This window comes from Sphingomonas sp. GV3 (assembly GCF_031082075.1).
Lineage (GTDB): Bacteria > Pseudomonadota > Alphaproteobacteria > Sphingomonadales > Sphingomonadaceae > Sphingomonas > Sphingomonas beigongshangi.
Window position 1 is genome coordinate 1,073,105 of the sequence record NZ_JARWLE010000001.1, and the last position, 16,368, is coordinate 1,089,472.

General features: G+C 68.9%; 13 protein-coding genes. 2 read left to right on the plus strand and 11 right to left on the minus strand.

Translation table 11 applies throughout. The annotated features are described in order from the left end of the window. Positions 1-79: 79 nt before the first annotated feature. Both RF701_RS04915 and RF701_RS04920 read left to right on the plus strand, forming a co-directional pair. Positions 80-1,333 (plus strand): TolC family protein, encoded by a 1,254-nt coding sequence (locus RF701_RS04915; RefSeq protein WP_308814268.1) that lies wholly within the window; start codon positions 80-82, stop codon positions 1,331-1,333. Next, complete coding sequence (locus RF701_RS04920; protein ID WP_308814269.1) at positions 1,330-4,491, plus strand: CusA/CzcA family heavy metal efflux RND transporter; 3,162 nt, start codon at positions 1,330-1,332, stop codon at positions 4,489-4,491. Before RF701_RS04915 ends, RF701_RS04920 begins: the two co-directional genes overlap by 4 nt. A gap of 21 nt (positions 4,492-4,512) precedes the next feature. Here the strand turns inward: RF701_RS04920 and virB11 are convergent, their stop codons facing one another. The 11 genes from virB11 to RF701_RS04975 all read right to left on the minus strand — a co-directional run bounded on the left by virB11 (position 4,513) and on the right by RF701_RS04975 (position 16,335). After that, positions 4,513-5,520, minus strand: a complete 1,008-nt coding sequence (virB11, locus tag RF701_RS04925; protein ID WP_308814270.1) for a P-type DNA transfer ATPase VirB11 — start codon at positions 5,518-5,520, stop codon at positions 4,513-4,515. Next, positions 5,517-6,695: a TrbI/VirB10 family protein gene (locus RF701_RS04930; RefSeq protein WP_308814271.1), complete on the minus strand. Its 1,179-nt coding sequence runs from the start codon at positions 6,693-6,695 to the stop codon at positions 5,517-5,519. The genes virB11 and RF701_RS04930 overlap by 4 nt, the downstream gene beginning before the upstream one ends. Further along, positions 6,692-7,399 carry a TrbG/VirB9 family P-type conjugative transfer protein gene (locus tag RF701_RS04935; protein ID WP_308814272.1) on the minus strand — a complete coding sequence of 236 codons (708 nt, stop codon included), beginning with the start codon at positions 7,397-7,399 and terminating at the stop codon, positions 6,692-6,694. The genes RF701_RS04930 and RF701_RS04935 overlap by 4 nt, the downstream gene beginning before the upstream one ends. After that, a complete protein-coding gene (locus RF701_RS04940; protein WP_308814273.1) occupies positions 7,396-8,106 on the minus strand; it encodes a type IV secretion system protein in 711 nt (236 codons plus the stop codon). Before RF701_RS04940 ends, RF701_RS04935 begins: the two co-directional genes overlap by 4 nt. Next, complete coding sequence (locus tag RF701_RS04945; protein WP_308814274.1) at positions 8,103-9,308, minus strand: type IV secretion system protein; 1,206 nt, start codon at positions 9,306-9,308, stop codon at positions 8,103-8,105. The genes RF701_RS04940 and RF701_RS04945 overlap by 4 nt, the downstream gene beginning before the upstream one ends. Next, positions 9,305-11,680: a VirB4 family type IV secretion system protein gene (locus RF701_RS04950; RefSeq protein WP_308814275.1), complete on the minus strand. Its 2,376-nt coding sequence runs from the start codon at positions 11,678-11,680 to the stop codon at positions 9,305-9,307. The genes RF701_RS04945 and RF701_RS04950 overlap by 4 nt, the downstream gene beginning before the upstream one ends. After that, positions 11,659-11,943, minus strand: coding sequence for a VirB3 family type IV secretion system protein (locus RF701_RS04955; RefSeq protein ID WP_308814276.1), 285 nt, complete (start codon positions 11,941-11,943; stop codon positions 11,659-11,661). Before RF701_RS04955 ends, RF701_RS04950 begins: the two co-directional genes overlap by 22 nt. A gap of 9 nt (positions 11,944-11,952) precedes the next feature. After that, positions 11,953-12,294, minus strand: a complete 342-nt coding sequence (locus RF701_RS04960; RefSeq protein WP_308814277.1) for a TrbC/VirB2 family protein — start codon at positions 12,292-12,294, stop codon at positions 11,953-11,955. Positions 12,295-12,416: 122 nt separating this feature from the next. Further along, positions 12,417-14,903 (minus strand): galactose oxidase-like domain-containing protein, encoded by a 2,487-nt coding sequence (locus RF701_RS04965; protein WP_308814278.1) that lies wholly within the window; start codon positions 14,901-14,903, stop codon positions 12,417-12,419. A gap of 59 nt (positions 14,904-14,962) precedes the next feature. Beyond that, a complete protein-coding gene (locus RF701_RS04970) occupies positions 14,963-15,544 on the minus strand; it encodes an SCO family protein (RefSeq protein ID WP_308814279.1) in 582 nt (193 codons plus the stop codon). Between the two features lie 512 nt (positions 15,545-16,056). Continuing rightward, positions 16,057-16,335, minus strand: coding sequence for a hypothetical protein (locus RF701_RS04975; RefSeq protein WP_210358380.1), 279 nt, complete (start codon positions 16,333-16,335; stop codon positions 16,057-16,059). Between the last annotated feature and the right edge of the window lie 33 nt (positions 16,336-16,368).

A 16,368-nucleotide genomic window follows, 5' to 3' on the forward strand; every position in this document is an offset into this window, starting at 1 on the left:
AATCTGAACACGGTTTTAGTCGACGTCGAAGGACCCATCCCGCTACGGCGGACGCGGGGCGGGACACGGAGACACTTGCATGCGGCTGGCCGCGCTTCCCCTGTTGCTGTGCGTCGCGACACCCACTTTGGCCCAGACCGCGCCGGCCATCTCCCTCGACGCGCTGACCCAGGACGTCATCGCCAACAACCCCGAACGTCGGTTCTACCAGCAGCAGATCGATGCGGCCGGCGTCGAACGGCAGGCGGCGGGCCGCTGGGCCGATCCGGAGGCGGTGGTCGAATTCGGCCAGCGTCGTGCCAACGACATCACCTCCGGCGCATTGACCGGCGAGGGGATCACCTATGCGGTCTCGGTGGTCCAGCCGATCGAGTTCGGCGGTCGCATCGCCCTGCGGCGCGCGATCGCGGAGCGGCAGGTGGCGCTGGCGAAGATCGGGCTTCAGCAATTCGACGCCACGCTGGCGGCCAGGGTCCGCTCGCTCGGCTATGGCCTGTTCGCGGCGGACGAAAAGGCGAATGCCGCGCGCACCGTCGCGGCGCGGATGCGCACGCTCGCCCGCGTCATCGTGTCCCGCGATCCCGCCGGACCCGCGCCGCAGCTGGAGGCGAGTTCGCTGCAGGCGAGCGCGATCGGCGCGGAACGCAGCGCGGCGGCGGCGGACGCCGAGGCGAATTCCATCCTCTACGAACTCAACCAGCTGCGCGGAGCGCCGTTTGCGGCGCGCATCCGCATCATCCGGCCGGACATGGCGCTGCCGGCGCTGCCGGCGGGTACGATGCTCGCCGCCAACGCCACGGCCAACAATTTCGAGCTGAAAGCCCTGCGCGCGCAATTCGAGCAGCAGGGATTGCGCGTCGATCTGGCGCGCAAGGCGCGGATCCCGACGGTCAGCGTCGGCCCCTATTACGATCGCGCGCGATCGGACATCCGCGAGACCAATTACGGCGTCCGGCTGTCGACCAGCATTCCCCTGTGGAACCGCCAGGCCGGCGACGTCGCCGTGGAGGAGGGCAAGCAGGCGCAGGCCAATGCGACGCTCATCAATGCGGAGCGGCGGATCGCCCGCGACGTGTTCGACCAGGCTGCGCAATATGAGGCGAAGCGCGAGGCGCTGGCGAAATGGGACGGCGATTCCGCGCGGCGGTTCGCCGCGGCGGCGGAGGATGCCGACCGCAATTACCGGCTGGGGGCAATCCCGCTGACGACCTATACGCAGATGCAGCAGGCGTATGTGGAGGCGACGAACGCCGTGCTCGACACGCGTCGCGAGGCGATCGAGGCGCTGCTGCAACTGCGCGCGCTCAACGGCGGCAACGCGCTGACGCGATGAAGACCTGGCTTCTCTGGGTGACGCACCACCGTCTCGCGGTGGCGCTGACGGCCGCGTTGATCGCGGCGATCGGCCTCTGGTCATTTGCGAACCTGCAGATCGACGCGATTCCGGACATCACCGGCGTCCAGGTCCAGATCAACACGCAGGTCCCGGCGCTCGCGCCCGAGGAGATCGAGCGGCTGGTGACGCTGCCGATCGAGCGGGCGATGGGGGGACAGGCCGGGCTGGACCAGACGCGCTCGTTGACCAAGACGGGCCTGTCGCAGGTCACCTTGCTCTACAAGGACGGCACGGATCAGCTGAAGGCGCGGCAACTCGTCACCGAGCGTCTGAACGCCGTGCGCGACCAGCTGCCGCCCGGCAGCACACCGCAGCTCGCGCCGATCACGACCGGGCTCGGCGAAATCTATTACTACACGCTCGAATGGCGCCGCCCGCCGCCCGGAATGGACGGACAGCGCCAGCTGATGGAGCTGTACGAGGCGCAGGAATATACCGTTCGCCCGATGCTCCGCGCGGTAGAGGGCGTCGCCGACGTCAATTCGAACGGCGGGCTGGAGGAACAGTTCGTCGTCCAGCCCGATCCCGTCCGGCTGACGATGCACGGGGTCACCGCCGGCGAGCTCGCCGCGGCGGTGGCGAAGAATGTCGAGAATGCCGGCGGCGGCATCATCAGCCGCGGGCCGGAGCGCTTCACCGTGCGCACGGACGCACGCGTGATGAACGCAGCGCAGATCGGCGCGATACCCGTCAAGTTCGCCGGCGGCGTGCTGCCGCTGACGGTCCGCGACCTGGCGGATGTGGTGATCGGCTCCGCCCCGCGGCAGGGCGCGGCGACGCAGAACGGGCGCGAGACCGTGCTCGGCACCGTCATGATGCTGGTCGGCGAGAACAGCCGCGAAACCGCGGTGGCGGTCGAGAAGGCCCTGCCCGGCATCCAGGCCGCCCTGCCAAAGGGCATGGTGATCGATCGCCAGTACAGCCGCGCCGACCTCGTCGAGCGGACCATCCATACCGTCGAACGCAACCTTGGCGAAGGCGCGCTGCTCGTCGCGCTGGTGCTACTCTTCGTGATGGGCAATTGGCGCGCCGCGCTGATCGTCGCGCTCGTCATCCCACTCGCCTTCCTGGTCACGGTGACCGGGATGCATGCGATCGGCCTGTCGGGCAATCTGATGAGCCTCGGCGCGCTCGATTTCGGGCTCATCGTCGACGGATCGATCGTCGTCGTCGAGAACAGCCTGCGCCTGCTCGCGGTACGGCGGCGGGAAAAGGGAGAGGACCTGGACAGCGAGGAACGCCGCGCGACGATCGCGGAGGCGGCGCGACTGGTCGCGCGGCCGACCTTCTTCGGCATCGCGATCATCGCGCTCGTCTACGTTCCCGTGCTGAGCCTTGGCGGGGTCGAGGGCAAGCTGTTCCAGCCGATGGCGCAGGCGGTGATGCTCGCCATAGGCGCCGGCCTGGTCTGGACCTTCACCATCGTGCCTGCGCTGTCGGCCTGGCTGTTGCGCGCCCCGTCGGGCGGCGAGGACGGGACGCAGGACAAGGGTTTCGTCGGTGTCGCCAATCGCGCCTATACGCCCATGCTCGACCGCGCGCTGGCGCATCCCGCGATCCTGACGATCGCGGCGCTGGCACTGCTCGCGGTCGCCTATCTGGCGTTCAGGTCGCTTGGCTCGCAATTCACGCCGCAGCTCGACGAGGGCGCGATCACGGCGATGGTCTATCGCCCGGTCGGCATGTCGCTGGAGCAGAGCCTGGCGATCGAACGCCAGACGGAGGTCGCGATCCGTCGCGCCTATCCGCAGGTCACGCACACCTTCTCGCGCATCGGGACCAGCGAGGTGGCGACCGATCCGATGCCGCCGAACGAGAACGACCTCTACATCTTCTACGGCCCCGAGAAGGACTGGCCGAAGGGCGACGGCAAGCCGAAGGCGAAGCAGGATCTGATCGCCGGCATCGAGAAGGTCGCGCAACGCGTCTACAAGGGCCAGAACTTCGAATTCGCGCAGCCGATCGAGATGCGCTTCAACGAAATGCTGGAGGGCGTGCGCGCCGACGTATCGGTCAAGATCTACGGCGACGATTACGACGTGCTGGAAAAGGCGGCGGCCAAGGCGAAGGCATTGCTGGAGAAACTACCCGGCACCGAGGGCGTGGAGTTCGAAACAGCAGGCCGTCCGAAAAGCATCGTCGTCGAACTGGACCATGACGCACTGCTGCGTCTCGGGCTCGGCACGCAGGAGGTGAACAACGCCATCCGCGACGCGCTCGCAGGCGCCGAGGTTGGCTTCATCCCACACGGGCCGGCACGTCATGCGATTGTGATCCGCATGCCCGAATCGCTGCGCGCCGATCCGTCCGCCATCCTCGCCCTGCCGCTTCGCGTCGGCGAATACGGCATGGTGCCGCTGTCACGCGTCGCGCGCCTCAGCCAGACGCGGATCGTCGAGCCGATCCTGCATGACGACGGCAACCGCCGCGCTGCGCTGATGGTCAACCTGTCGACGAGCGACCTTGCCGGCTATGTCCAGCGCGCGCAGGCGACGATCGACGGACAGGTCAGGCTGCCGCCTGGCTATCGCATCGAATTCGGCGGCCAATATCATCAGCTGGAGGCGGCGCAGAAGCGGCTGTCGATCGTCGTGCCGGCCGCGCTGATCCTGATCTTCGCGCTCGTCTACGCCGCGCTCGGCAGCGTGCGCGAGGCCGCGATCGTCTATACCGGCATCCCGTTCGCGGTGACCGGCGGCGTCCTCGCCTTGTGGCTGCGCGGCATGCCCTTCTCGATCACCGCGGCGATCGGCTTCATCGCACTGTCCGGTATCGCGATGCTCAACGGGCTGGTGCTGATCGATCATATCAACAGCCTGCGCGACGGGCGGGAGGGCGAACCGCTGCCTCCGGAGGACGCGGTGCGGCAGGGCGCGCACGATCGGCTGCGACCGGTGCTGTCGACGGCGCTCGTCGCCTCGGTCGGCTTCGTTCCGATGGCGATTGCGACGGGCGCTGGTGCCGAGGTGCAACGCCCGCTGGCGACGGTCGTGATCGGCGGCATCATCACGTCGACCATCCTGACGCTGCTGCTGCTGCCGAGCCTGTATGCGTGGGTCGAACGGCGCACCGCGAAGAGGCACGCGGCAAGATGACGGCTCGTCGCTGAGCCGGCGCTAGGCCGCCTTCGGTGGGGCCTCCGGTGCGCCGTGCCAGCGGATCGCGGTGACACGGCGGCCGTGCGGTGTGCGCTCGAGCTGGACCACCACATCGACCAGCCGGGCAATGTAGCGCCGCAGGTCCGGACCATCGATGCGCGCGCCCGATTGCAACGCGAGCATCGCCAGCTGATCGAGCGCACGCTCCGGATCGTCGGCGTGGATCGTGGTCATCGAGCCGGGATGCCCGGTGTTGACCGCCCGCAGAAAGGTCAGTGCCTCCGGGCCACGGATCTCGCCGAGCACGATTCGATCCGGACGCAGCCGCAGGCTCGCCTGCAGCAGGTCGTCGGCATCGACGTCGGCCTCGCTCAGATGGCCACGCGCCGCGATCAGTCCCAGCGCATTGGCATGGCCGAGGATCAGTTCGGCACTGTCCTCGATCGCGACGAGCCGTTCGTGCGCCGGCACCTCGCGCAGCAAGGCGTTGACCAGCGTGGTCTTGCCCGATGCCGTGCCGCCAGAGATCAGGATCGTCTTCCGCCGCGCCACCGCCGCCGCGAGGAAGCCGACATGGTCACCGGCGGCGTAGAGTTGCGCAAGGGTCGCATCCCGCATCCCCTCCATGCCCATCACCGCGCCGTCGAACAGCGCGGCACGGGCAAGATCGGTCAGCGAGGCATCGGCGCGGACCTGACGCCGGAAGGCCATCGCCACGCCGCCGCGCGTCGCCGGCGGCGCGACCACCTGCACGCGCGTGCCGCACGGCAGCGCGGCCGACAGCAGCGGCGCGCCGCGGCTGATCCCCTGATGCGCGACCCGCGCGATCTGCTGCGCGAGTTGCCACAGCCAATCGTCCGTCAAAATCGCGACGTCGTGCCGAGCGGCGGCGCCGCCGTTGCGTTCGACCCAGATTTCACCGGCACGGTTGACGAAAAGGTCCGTGACGTCGGGCGCGTCCAGCCAAGGGCGGAGCGGCGCGAAGAAGGTGTCGAGATAGTCCGGAAGGATCGGCGCGTGGATCATCGGACGGCCGGCACACCCGAAAAGTCGAGATCCCGTGCGACAAACACGCCGATCGCGGCGCCGGCCGGCACCGACACCGTCGGCGGCTCGTCCGCCCCGGGGACGAGGTTCTGGCCCATGACGTTCGACACCTGCGACGAATTGGCGACGATCACCGATCCATTGCCCGGCCGCGACGCGACGTTGACGCCGATCTGCAGCGCCGATTGGAGCGCGGCGTTGGCGAAACGGGCGAGGAAGTGCGTATCGACCCGCCCGGGCATACCGGTGCCGCCGGTCGAATCCGCCGCGGGGGAGTCGATGCGGATCGCCACGCCGTCCGGCCGGATCAGCCTGGTCCATGTCGCCAGCACCCTGCGGCGGCCCGCCGCCGGATCGGCGCGATATTCGCCGACGAGGCGGCTGCCGCGCGGAATGAGGACGCGGCTGCCGTCGAAGCTGCGCACGTCGCGCGCGACGATCGCGCGGATTGGACCGGGTCGGCTGGAGGATACCGGCGTCTCCAGGGTCGCGGGCAGTATCTCGCCCTGGGCGACGACGGAAGGGCGATTGCGGATCAGGCTGGCGCGGACCGCCCCTTCTCCGGGCTTGTCGTCCCCCAGCCCCGCGCCAGCGGTACCGGGGCCGCCGTCGTACACCACGGCCGAGCCCCCCGCGGGCACGCCGCGACCCGCGGCGGCACTAATCGGGCCGCCCGGCATCGGCTGGGTCGGGAAGCGCATGCCGGCGGGGCCGCCTTCGGAACCCGCGATCGGGGCGCTTGGCGGCGCATCGAATGCCGCCTGCGGCATCGCGCCGGCGAGGCGGGGACGGATCGCGATCGGGGTAGCGAAGGGCGCCTCCTCGGCCGCGGCGTCGAGCCGGGCAAAGGCTGAGCCGGCGTTGGAACCCGCGTCGGAACGGGGCTGCAACAGGCTGGCGCTCGCGTCGATCAGCGAGGGTGGCAGCGCGGGCGTCGCCAGTCCGACATAGGTCGCAGCGATGCCGCTGTGCACGCGCGCCGTGCGGCGTCCGTTCAACACCAGCAGCACCGTCAGGCCCAGCGCCAGCGCGAGCAGCGCGAGGACCCACCCCGGCACGCCGCCGGTGGGCGGCGCGACCAGCGGCCGGCAATCCCGTTCGTCCAGCGCTTCGGGGCTGGCGGCCTCCACCGCCGCGACACGCGACAAGGTCATCGGATCGCCACCGCGGGCAGGCGTCGCGCCTCTGCCCGGGCATGCCCGAGGCGCAGCACGTAGCGCGGCCAGACGCGGTCGACGATCCACATGTCATCGACCTGTCGCGCGGTGACGAGGACTTCGCGACCCTGGTCGTCTATCGCATAGATTGCGGGCAGGCTCGACGCATCGGGAAAGGCGAATCGCGTCCGCACGCCGTCGTCGTCGATTGCCGACGGCCGCACGCGCCGATCCCCCGAAACCCGGTATCGGAACGGCGCACTGTCCACCTTTGCCTCGATCGGCCCGCCGGCGGCCACCGCCGGTCTGCTCGCCGGTGCCGGATGGCCATAGTCGAACGCGAGCCGGAACGCAGCCTGTGGATCGGCGGCGAAGGTCGGCCGCAACAGGAAACTATACTGCCGCTGGTCGGTGACCACCTCCAGATTGGTCGTCACGCCGGCGATCAGCGAACGGACGAACAGCCGATCACCGCTCTTGCTGGGCGTGACCTCCCATGCCGCCGCATTGCCAACGGCGACGCTGACCACGCGTTCGTCGGGACCAAGAACGATCGTCGTGACATAGCCACCCGCGACAGGCACGGTCGTCACCGTGTCGGGCACGAAGGGCACCAGCTGCAAGCGCGGGTCCCCCTGCCCCCCTGCCGCGGCCTGCGCGAGCAGCGGCGCGACAAGCGCGGCCAGGCCGAGCCCGATCACAGGCCACCGCCCTGCTGTGCCGTGGCGGCGGGGGCCGGTGGCGTCTCCGCATCGACGCGATACGACTTGACCGCGAAGCCGAGGGGATTGTCGAGCCGATCCTCGATCCGCAGCGGTTCGCCCCGGAATTGGTAGGCGATGGTCGCGGCATAGGGCCGTGGCGTGCCCAGCCGGCCCGAATAGTCGACCGGCGCGACCTCGAACCGGACCAGCGCACTGCCGTCTGACAGCGGCGAAATGCCGCGGATGCGGGCCGCAAGGCCGATCTCGCGCTTCGCGGCGGAGAGCATGGTCGCGGGCGGATTGTGCCGCATCTGTTCGAGGTAGCTCGCCCGCGCCTGACCCGAGGACCAGAGCGCGACCTTGCGATAGGCGGCACGTATGCCGACGGGGTCGAAGCCTTCGCGAGCCGTGACATATTGCGCGAGCAGGGATTGCTGCAGCGCCTGATTGGCGAGCAGGGCGCGCGGCTGGTCCAGGTCGACGCGCTCGACGTTGCCGGTCGTCCGGTCGACGAGCACGGCGATCGGCTCGATCTGCTTGAGCGGCATCGCCAAAGCGAGCGCGGCCGCCTCCAGCGCGGCGATCGCGGCGGCGATGCCCGCGATCGTCCAGGCGAGACGGCGCGAGCTGGCTGCCGAAGCGTCCCGCTCGTCGGCCCAGCCGCGCGCGAGGTCGAAATAGGTGCTGTCGATCTGTTCGGTCATGATCCCAGTTCCAGACGCTTACCGGAGACGCTGCGGCGGCCGGCGCTGCGTAACGCTCCCTCGACCATCCGTATGCCGCGCCGCTGGCCGGTATCGACGATCTCGATGACATTGCCGCTGTGGTTGCCGTTCATGGCGATGGTAACGGCCCTGGCGGCGCTGACCCGCGCATCGGCCGCCCGTGCGATGGCGAGCGCACGCGAAGGCCCGACCGGCACGGGTGGCGCGCGGTGTACGAGCGGCCGCGGCGGGTCGATCGTTGCCGCGGCAGGAGGATTGGCACGCGCGGGCGCGCCCTCGCCTGCCACGATCCGACGCACGGCACGCGGGATGACGAGGCCGCCGGCCATACGCTGTGCCGCGACGATCAGGGCAATGTCGACGAACACGAAAATCCACAGGATCGGCGCGATGCCGGGTATCTGCGCCAATCCGTCGCGCGCGGCGGCGCGGACTGGGCCTGCCAGGACCTGCAGCTCGAACGACACGCTCAACGACACTGCGAGGCTCGCCAGCGCCGTCCCGACGAGCGCACGCAGCCAGCCGAGTGCGAACCCCGCCGAACTTGCGAACAAGGCGGCGGCGCCGGCGATCGGCCCGAGCGCGAGCAGCAACGCGAGGACGAGCCGCACGGCGATCCAGGCGCCGCCGGCGCTGATCAGCAGCAAGCCCGCCGCGCCCTCGCGGCTCGATGCCGGCAGGCCGCTTCCCCCGGGCATGGCGGCGGCGATCCGTTCGGACGGGACGGCCGGCTTGCCCTGCGGCTGAGGGTCGGTGGCGGGTGCGACGATGGGGCTGGCGAGGATCGCGTCATAGGCATTGGCGAGGCGTATCGTCAGCCGCGAGCCGTCGATCGCAGCCGCGGGGAAGATCACGCCCGCCAGTTCCGCCGGGCCTTCAGTGGCGACGCGATAGACGACGCGATCATAAGCGTTCCAACTCGTCGCCAGGGCGATGACGATGCCGATGCGGGCCAGCAGCCGCACCGCATCGGCAGGGTCGACGCCGCCGCCGCTGGCGAGCAGGGAATATCCCTGCAGGGCCACCGCGATGACGAGCAAACCGGTGAGCAGGCTGGCGAACAAGCCGCTGCCGGACAGAGCGTGCCAGCCCTCGCGGCCGAGCAACGTCGCCTGGCAATCGGCGACCGTCAGCAGGCTGCGGACGAGGTCGGCCGCATCGGTGGTGCCGCACCCGTTCATGCCGCCTCCAGCAGGCGCGGCACCCAATGGATGGGATCGTCGCCGACCTCGGCGCGGATCGCGTCGAGCCGCCGCACCGTCGTCTCGCGTCCGGACAGGATGGTCAGCAGATCGGCCTCGCCGGTCAGGTCCAGCTGCGCGACGACGCTGTCGCGCCCATGTTTGATCAGGAAGGCGCGCGACGTGTCGGGCAGCACGCGGATGATCTCGAACTCATGGGCCGTCAGGCCGAAGCCGCCGCAATAATGCTCCGCCTTGGCGCGTGGATTGGGCATGAAGATCTGCGTCGCGGCCTGGTCGACGATCGCGGAGGCGATACGGCTCTCCAGCGCGTCCTCCGCGCTTTGCGTCGCGAAGCCGATGATGCCGTTGCGCTTGCGGATCGTCTTTTCCCAATCCCGGATGCGCGCGACGAACACGTCGTCGTCCAGCGCCTTCCAGCCTTCATCGACGACGATGATCGTCGGGCTGCCGTCCAGCCGCTCCTCGACGCGATGGAACAGGTACATCATCGCCGGGGTCCGCGTGCGGGGGGCGTCGAGCAGCTTCGTCATGTCGAACCCCAGGATCCGGCTGTCGACGCCCAGCGTGTCGCGCGCATTGTCGAACAGCCAGGCGTGCTCACCGCGTCCGATCCATGGCGCGAGCCGCGCGGCGAGGTCTCCGGCATGGGGACGCGTGCGTCCGCGCAGCAACTGGGCGAATGCGCCGAGCCTGCGCAGGTGCGGAGGCGCCGCCATGCTCACCGCGACCGCATGTTCGATCGCGGCGGCGTCTTCGGGGTCGAGCGGCTTGCCATCGTCGACGAGCCGGCCGATCCACTCCACGAGGAAACGGCGATTTTCGCTCGTATCTTCCAGCAGCAGCGGGTTGAGACCGGATGGCTGTCCGGGCCGCAGGACGTCGTAAACGCCGCCCATCGCGCGCAGGAACGGCTCGGCGCCGCGATCCTTGTCGAAGAAGACGACGCGCGGCGACAGGCGTTGCGCCTGCGCGAGCAGGAAATTCAGCACCACCGTCTTGCCCGATCCCGACGGCCCGATGACGGTGAAATTGCCGAGGTCGCCCTGATGGAAATTGAAGTGATAGGGCCCCGCGGCGGTCGTCTCCAGCAAGGCGATGGCGGGGCCCCAGTGGTTGCCGCGCGCGCGCCCCGTGGGAAAGCTGTGCCAGCTGGCGAGGCCGGCGAAGTTGCGTGTCGATACCAGCGCGCGCCGCGCGATGAATGCCTCGTTGCCGGGAAACTGCGCCCAGAAGGCGAGCTCCAGACCGACATCCTCGCGCACTGCGACCATCCCGAGGTCCGTCAGCGTCGCCTGCACGTCCGCCACCGCGGCGTCCACCGCCGCAGGGCTGTCGGCGTGGACGGCGATCGTCAGATGATGCGCGCCGAACCCGGCGCGGCCGGACGCCACCGCATCGCGCGCTTCCGCCAGTTCCTCGCGCAACGCCAGCGCCTCGTCGTCGGCCGCCTTCATGCGGCGCAGGGTCAGGTTGAGCCGCGACAGCGCCGCCGATCGATCGACGAAGGCAAAGCTTTGCGTCACCGTGAGCTCGATCGGCAGGCGGTAGAGGCTGTCCAGCATGCCTGCCGCGGTCAGGCCGGGATAATCCTTGACCGACACGATCGCCTGGAACTGGCGCGGCCCGCGCCCGGTCGCGGACAATTCGAGTGTCTGCGCGCCGAAGCTGACACGCCGGCCCGGCAGGTGCTCGCCGACATCGCCGTGCGGCAGTCGGACGCGCAACGCCTCCGCATTGTAGAGCGCGGCGAGATATTCCAGTGGCTGGGAGCCCGTCCCATGCGGCGTTTCGTACGTGCCGAGCAATGCCGGGCGGTACGCGGCCAGCGCGGCCGTCAGCGCCTCGCGCGCGGCGTCGAGCGCGCGGATTTCCGCGGCCCGATGCGCGTCCAGCTCCCGATCGCGGGCGAGGCGTCGTGCGATCCAGCTTCCCAAGCCCCGCGCGCCGCCTTCGGGCCGGCGGATGATCGCCACGTAGAGAGCATTCGCGAACAAGGCGCGACGTGCGCGGCGCTCACGCCAGATCGCGTCGAGGCTTTCCGAGAAGGCGTCGTCGAATTGGCCCGGCAGGTCGGGGTCGACCCGCCGGCGCAGGACATGATGATAGAGGGCAAAGCGCGACGATCCGATCGCCTGCAGCATCGCATCGCGCAGTTCCTTGCGATAGTCGATCTCTTCGCCGTCCGCCGTCTCGAACAGGAACCCGTCCAGCCGCAGCACCTGCATCAGTCGTCCATCGCGCAGGACGATTGTGTGCGGGTCGATCTGCGCCGCATAGGGCAGCATGCTGCCGGCGGAGCGCTCCTGCGCCGCGCGACGCGCGGGAACTATGCGCGGTACGAGTTGCATCGCCAGTACCAATGATTGCGCACGCGCGGGCAGCGTCGTACGCGAAGGAGCCACAGGTCGATCAGACGCGGTTCGCGCAGGCAGGCCAACCAGCATGCCAGGTGCGCGGCCGCACCCGCCGCGATCACCCACGGCGTGCGAAAGATCAGGAACAATTCCAGCATGCCCACCGCATTGCCGATGACGAAGCCATAGGGCACGCCCGCGAGCATCGTCGGGCGCGTCATCGCGACGAACAGCGGATCGCTGCGCAGACCGTCCATGGTCGAGCCTCAGACGCCGGTCTGCGCGGCAGACTGGATGCCCGCAACGATGCCCGCGGCGCCGAACAGGATGAAACATCCCAGGATCACCGCCGCGCCATGGCGCCAGTTCATCCGACCGGTCAGCATCATCAGGCCGACAAACGCGACCGCGATCACCGCGATCGTGGTGGCGACGGTGCCGAGCAATGTGCCCTGCAGCCACTGCACCGCGCCGACGATCGCGCCCGATCCGCTAGGATCACCACCCATGCCGCCCTGCGCCGATGCGGGCGAGGCCAGAAAGGCCGAGACCGGCATTGCGGCAAGGCGACGTGGCAGCGAAGGGACGTCGAACGTCAGACGAGGCATCGGGCAAACTCTTTCGACCGGGGCGGGCATGATCGCCAGCCTTTCCGTCCGAAATGGGTACACCCGCATTCCTAACATCCCCTAAACTATCCCACCGCAAACGGCGGTGGGATGTCGCGAGGTCATCGGGCGAATATTCCGCCGGCCGTATCGGTGTAGACCAGCCGCGTCGCATTCGGCGTCGCGACGGAGACTGCGCGAATGCCCAAGGGCGTCCACGCCTCGACCGCGTCGTCGCCGTTCTTCCGCCAGACCGATCCGTCGACGCTGACGACCGTGACGGTGCCGCTTGCCGATGCCGAGATGGCGTTCGCATTGCGCCCGACCTTCACCGGCGCGGACACCATGTCGGACCGCCACACGTTGCCGTCGAGCCCGACGTAATAGAGGGAGCCACGCTTCACGAGAGCGATCTGTTTGGCATAGACGCCCGGCGCCTGCGTCCATCGCACTGTATCGTCGTCGCCGCTCTTCACCCAGACGGTGCTGAACGTCGCGTTGATGACCGCGACCGTGCCGTCGGAAGCGGCGGTCACGCTCTTGGCGTCACCACCGACGACCCGCCAGCGACCGGTCGCCCAGCGGTAGACCTGCCGATCGGTGCCCACGCCATAATAGCGATCCGCCCCGATCGTCGCGGCATCGACATACTGGCCCGGCAGCATGGCCCAGTTGATCCCCATCTGCGACACCCACAGCTGATTGTAGATGTTGACGGTGGCCAGCGTCCCGTCCGCCGCTGCATCGAGCGTGCGGGCCCCTGCCCCGATCTGCGCGCCCCCCTGGCCGATGACCGGCGCGGCCGGCTGCGATGGCAGCGAAGGCGGCGGTGGTGGCGCGGGCGGCGGCGGCGGAGGCGGAGGCGGCGGGGGCGGCGGCGGTGGCGGCGGAGCCGGGGTCGGTGTCGGGGCGGGCGTCACGATCGTCGCCGGAGGCGCGGCAGCCGCGATCGAGACGATCGTGGCGGTCGAGGGCACGCCCGCGGTATTGACGACCGCAAGCTCATAATAGCCCGGCGGCGCCAGGTTCGCCGAGGCGGGCAAAGTGACGCGAATGCCGCCGTTGACCGGCACGAACGCGAGCTTCATCCGCCGCTGGTTGGAATTGAAGCTGTGCGTGCTCGATGCGGTCGCGATCAGCGACACCTCGCGGACCGGGTCACCGGTGGCGAGCTGCACGTCGATCGTCTCGCCATAATTCGCGCTGTTGCGGGAAAGGCTGACCATGCGCGGCCGCTGCGCCAGCACGGAGCCTCCGCCCTGCCTGGAGAAGAGATAGGCGGGATAATAGACATCAGCGTTCAGGTTGGTGACGGGTCCAGGTACGCCGCCGCCGGCGACGAGCACCGCGCCGTCCAGCAAAAGCGTCGCCGTCGAGTGATAGCTTCGGTAATTGCTCGTCGCGGCGCCGGTACGCCAGCTGTTGCTGTTCGGGTCCCAGGTCTCGGTCGTGTAGACGCCGGCCTCGAAGCGATCGCCCTGCCCCGTGCCGCCGGTCACCAGCACCTGCCCGTCGGGCAGGACTGTCGCCGAGGCCCATTGCCGGGCCGCGTTCATCGGTCGCGCTTCGGTGATCGCGACGTTGCCCGATCCGATGTTATTGATGTCGAAGATCGTCGCGCTGTTGCTCGACAGCGAGTCGTACCCGTTGAAATAGCCGCCACCGCCGACCTGCAGGATCTTGCCCGTGTCGTACATGACCGCGGTGGAGGTCGGACCGGCATTGACACGATTGGTCAGATCGGGCGCCGTCTTAAAGGTTGCCAGCGTGCGGATCGACCCCTGCCCTTCGGTCCGCAGCTCCCAGATTTTGTCGGTGGATATGCCGAACACCGAGCCGGTCGGCGAGACCCACTGGCGCGGATACCACCAGCGCGCGTTGTTCGCGCCGAATGCGTCGGTGCTGAAGGCGCCGAGCAGGCTGCTCCAACCCTGACCCGGGGTATAGACCTCCGGCGTCGACGACACGTCGTTGGCGACCGAGGCGCGATTGGGATCGGCGGCCGTATAGGGCGCGCCGCCGCCGGTGATGAGAGCGCGGCCGTCGGGCAGCTTGGTTACCGTCGCATACCAGCGTTGCGCGGTCAGATTATAGTCCCGGGTAGGCGCCGAGGATCGCCAATCGACGATCGTGCTCTCGCGGCCGGAGAAGCCGCTCGAGTAGCTGGCCCCGCCGGAGACCAACAGCCGACCATCGGACAGCAGCGTCGCGGAGGAACAGAAGCTGTCGACGTTTTGCGCGTTGGGCAGGATCTGAAACGCGCTCTGATCCAGACCCTTGCGGGGATCCCAGAAGACCAGGGTCCGTCCATCCTGCGCCGTTCCGCCGGGCGCCGCACCATAGGTCAGCACGCGGCCATCGGGCAGCATCGCCGCGTGGATGGCGACGATCGGCCACGACGCCGTCCGCGACCACATGCCGGCCTGCGCCGCATCCGCGGGGATCTGCAGGTTGGCGAGCAACGGGTCGGGCGTCTGATCGACGAGGACCGGAAAGATGGGTGCGGGTGTCTGCGATTGCGCGAACGCGGGTGACGCGGTCAGCATGGTCGCCGCGAGCATCGCGCGGAACATGGCACGACGGGCGAGCGGATGACGAATCTTTGTCATTGGCGCGATTCCTTGACTTGCGGAATAGGATCGATCGATGGGGAGAGGCGGCACCGCCCTCATGCGCGGGCGCCCGACAGGGTCATCAGGTCAGCGCGAAGCTGCGCCGCGGCGAGGGGTGCGCCCGAGTAACGCTGCAGCATGCGGCCGCGCGCATCGAACAGGCGCACCTCGCTGCTATGCAGCGCCTGGCTGGTCACATCGGGGCGGATGGCGGCAAAGGCGCGGGTGACACGCAGGATATCGGGCAGACTGCCGGTCAGCAGGCGCCACCGGCGATCGGCGATGCCCATCGTCTTCGCATAGCTACGCAATGTCGCCGGGGTATCGTTGGCGGGGTCGACACTGATCGACAGGATGGTCAGACGATCGCGAACGGCGGCCGGCAGGGTGCGCCGAAGCTGGACGAGATGTGCCGTCTGGGTCGGACAGGTCGATCCACACCCGGTGAAGATGAAATTGACGAGCACCAGCCGGCCTCGCACGGAGCCGGGATCGAAGCCGCGTCCGTCCTGATCGACGAGCCCGGCAAGCACCCCGGGGAAGACGTTGGAAGCCCGCCCAGCCGATGCCGCGGCGGGACCGGGACCGAGGGGGAGGATCGTGATGAACAGTAGCAAGGCGGCGATCGGCGACTTCATGATTGAGTCCGATATCGATTGATCTTGTCCGACGGCTGCTCCATCCGATCTCGACCGGTCAACGATCGCGGACGACGGTTAACGTCCCGCTTGTGTCCGGGTGATACAGGACAAGGTTAACGCGGCGGCCTCGACGTGCGGCGAGTTCGCCACGCCGACACGCCGCTCACCGGTCCAATCGATTGTTATTGCCACTCAATCTAAGGGTATCGCGGTCGTCGCCGGCCGCGTCGGATCAGCTTCCGACCGACCGGAGCTAATCGCGTCGACCTGCGGATTTTAAGGTATTCGAGACGCGATCGATCAACAGCGCGCCCGCGGCCGTTGGTCGCGTTAGGCAGCCCTGTTAAGATTTGCCGGTTTCGCGCCGCGATGCGTACACCGCCCTGCGATGCGATTCGCCCCTGCCCGACTGGCTTTGGCAGCGTCGGCGGGAGACCATGCGTCGGGCCGTCACCGCCGGCCCCTGCGGCGCATCATGTCGGCCGACCAAGGCACCGGTCGGCGCGGCGTCACTCCCCGCGTTGCAGGGCGCGGTCACGACCGGCGCGACGCCACCGGGCACTCACTTCCACTTCATCGAACAGGTGGCCTCCCAGCAACGTTGCAGCGCTGCCCAGGCTGGCCGACAGAAACGCGATCAGCGCCAGCAGGAAGGCAAAGGCATCGGCGCCGCCTGAGGCGATATGCAGAGCGATCAGGCGTCGCAACGCCAGGCCGGAAATTACCAAAAGGCATAAACCCCCTGCCCGTAAACCAAGATCGGCGCGCCGCGACCGATGCCAGACCATGCCGCCCTCCTCGTTGCGACGATCCAGCTATCG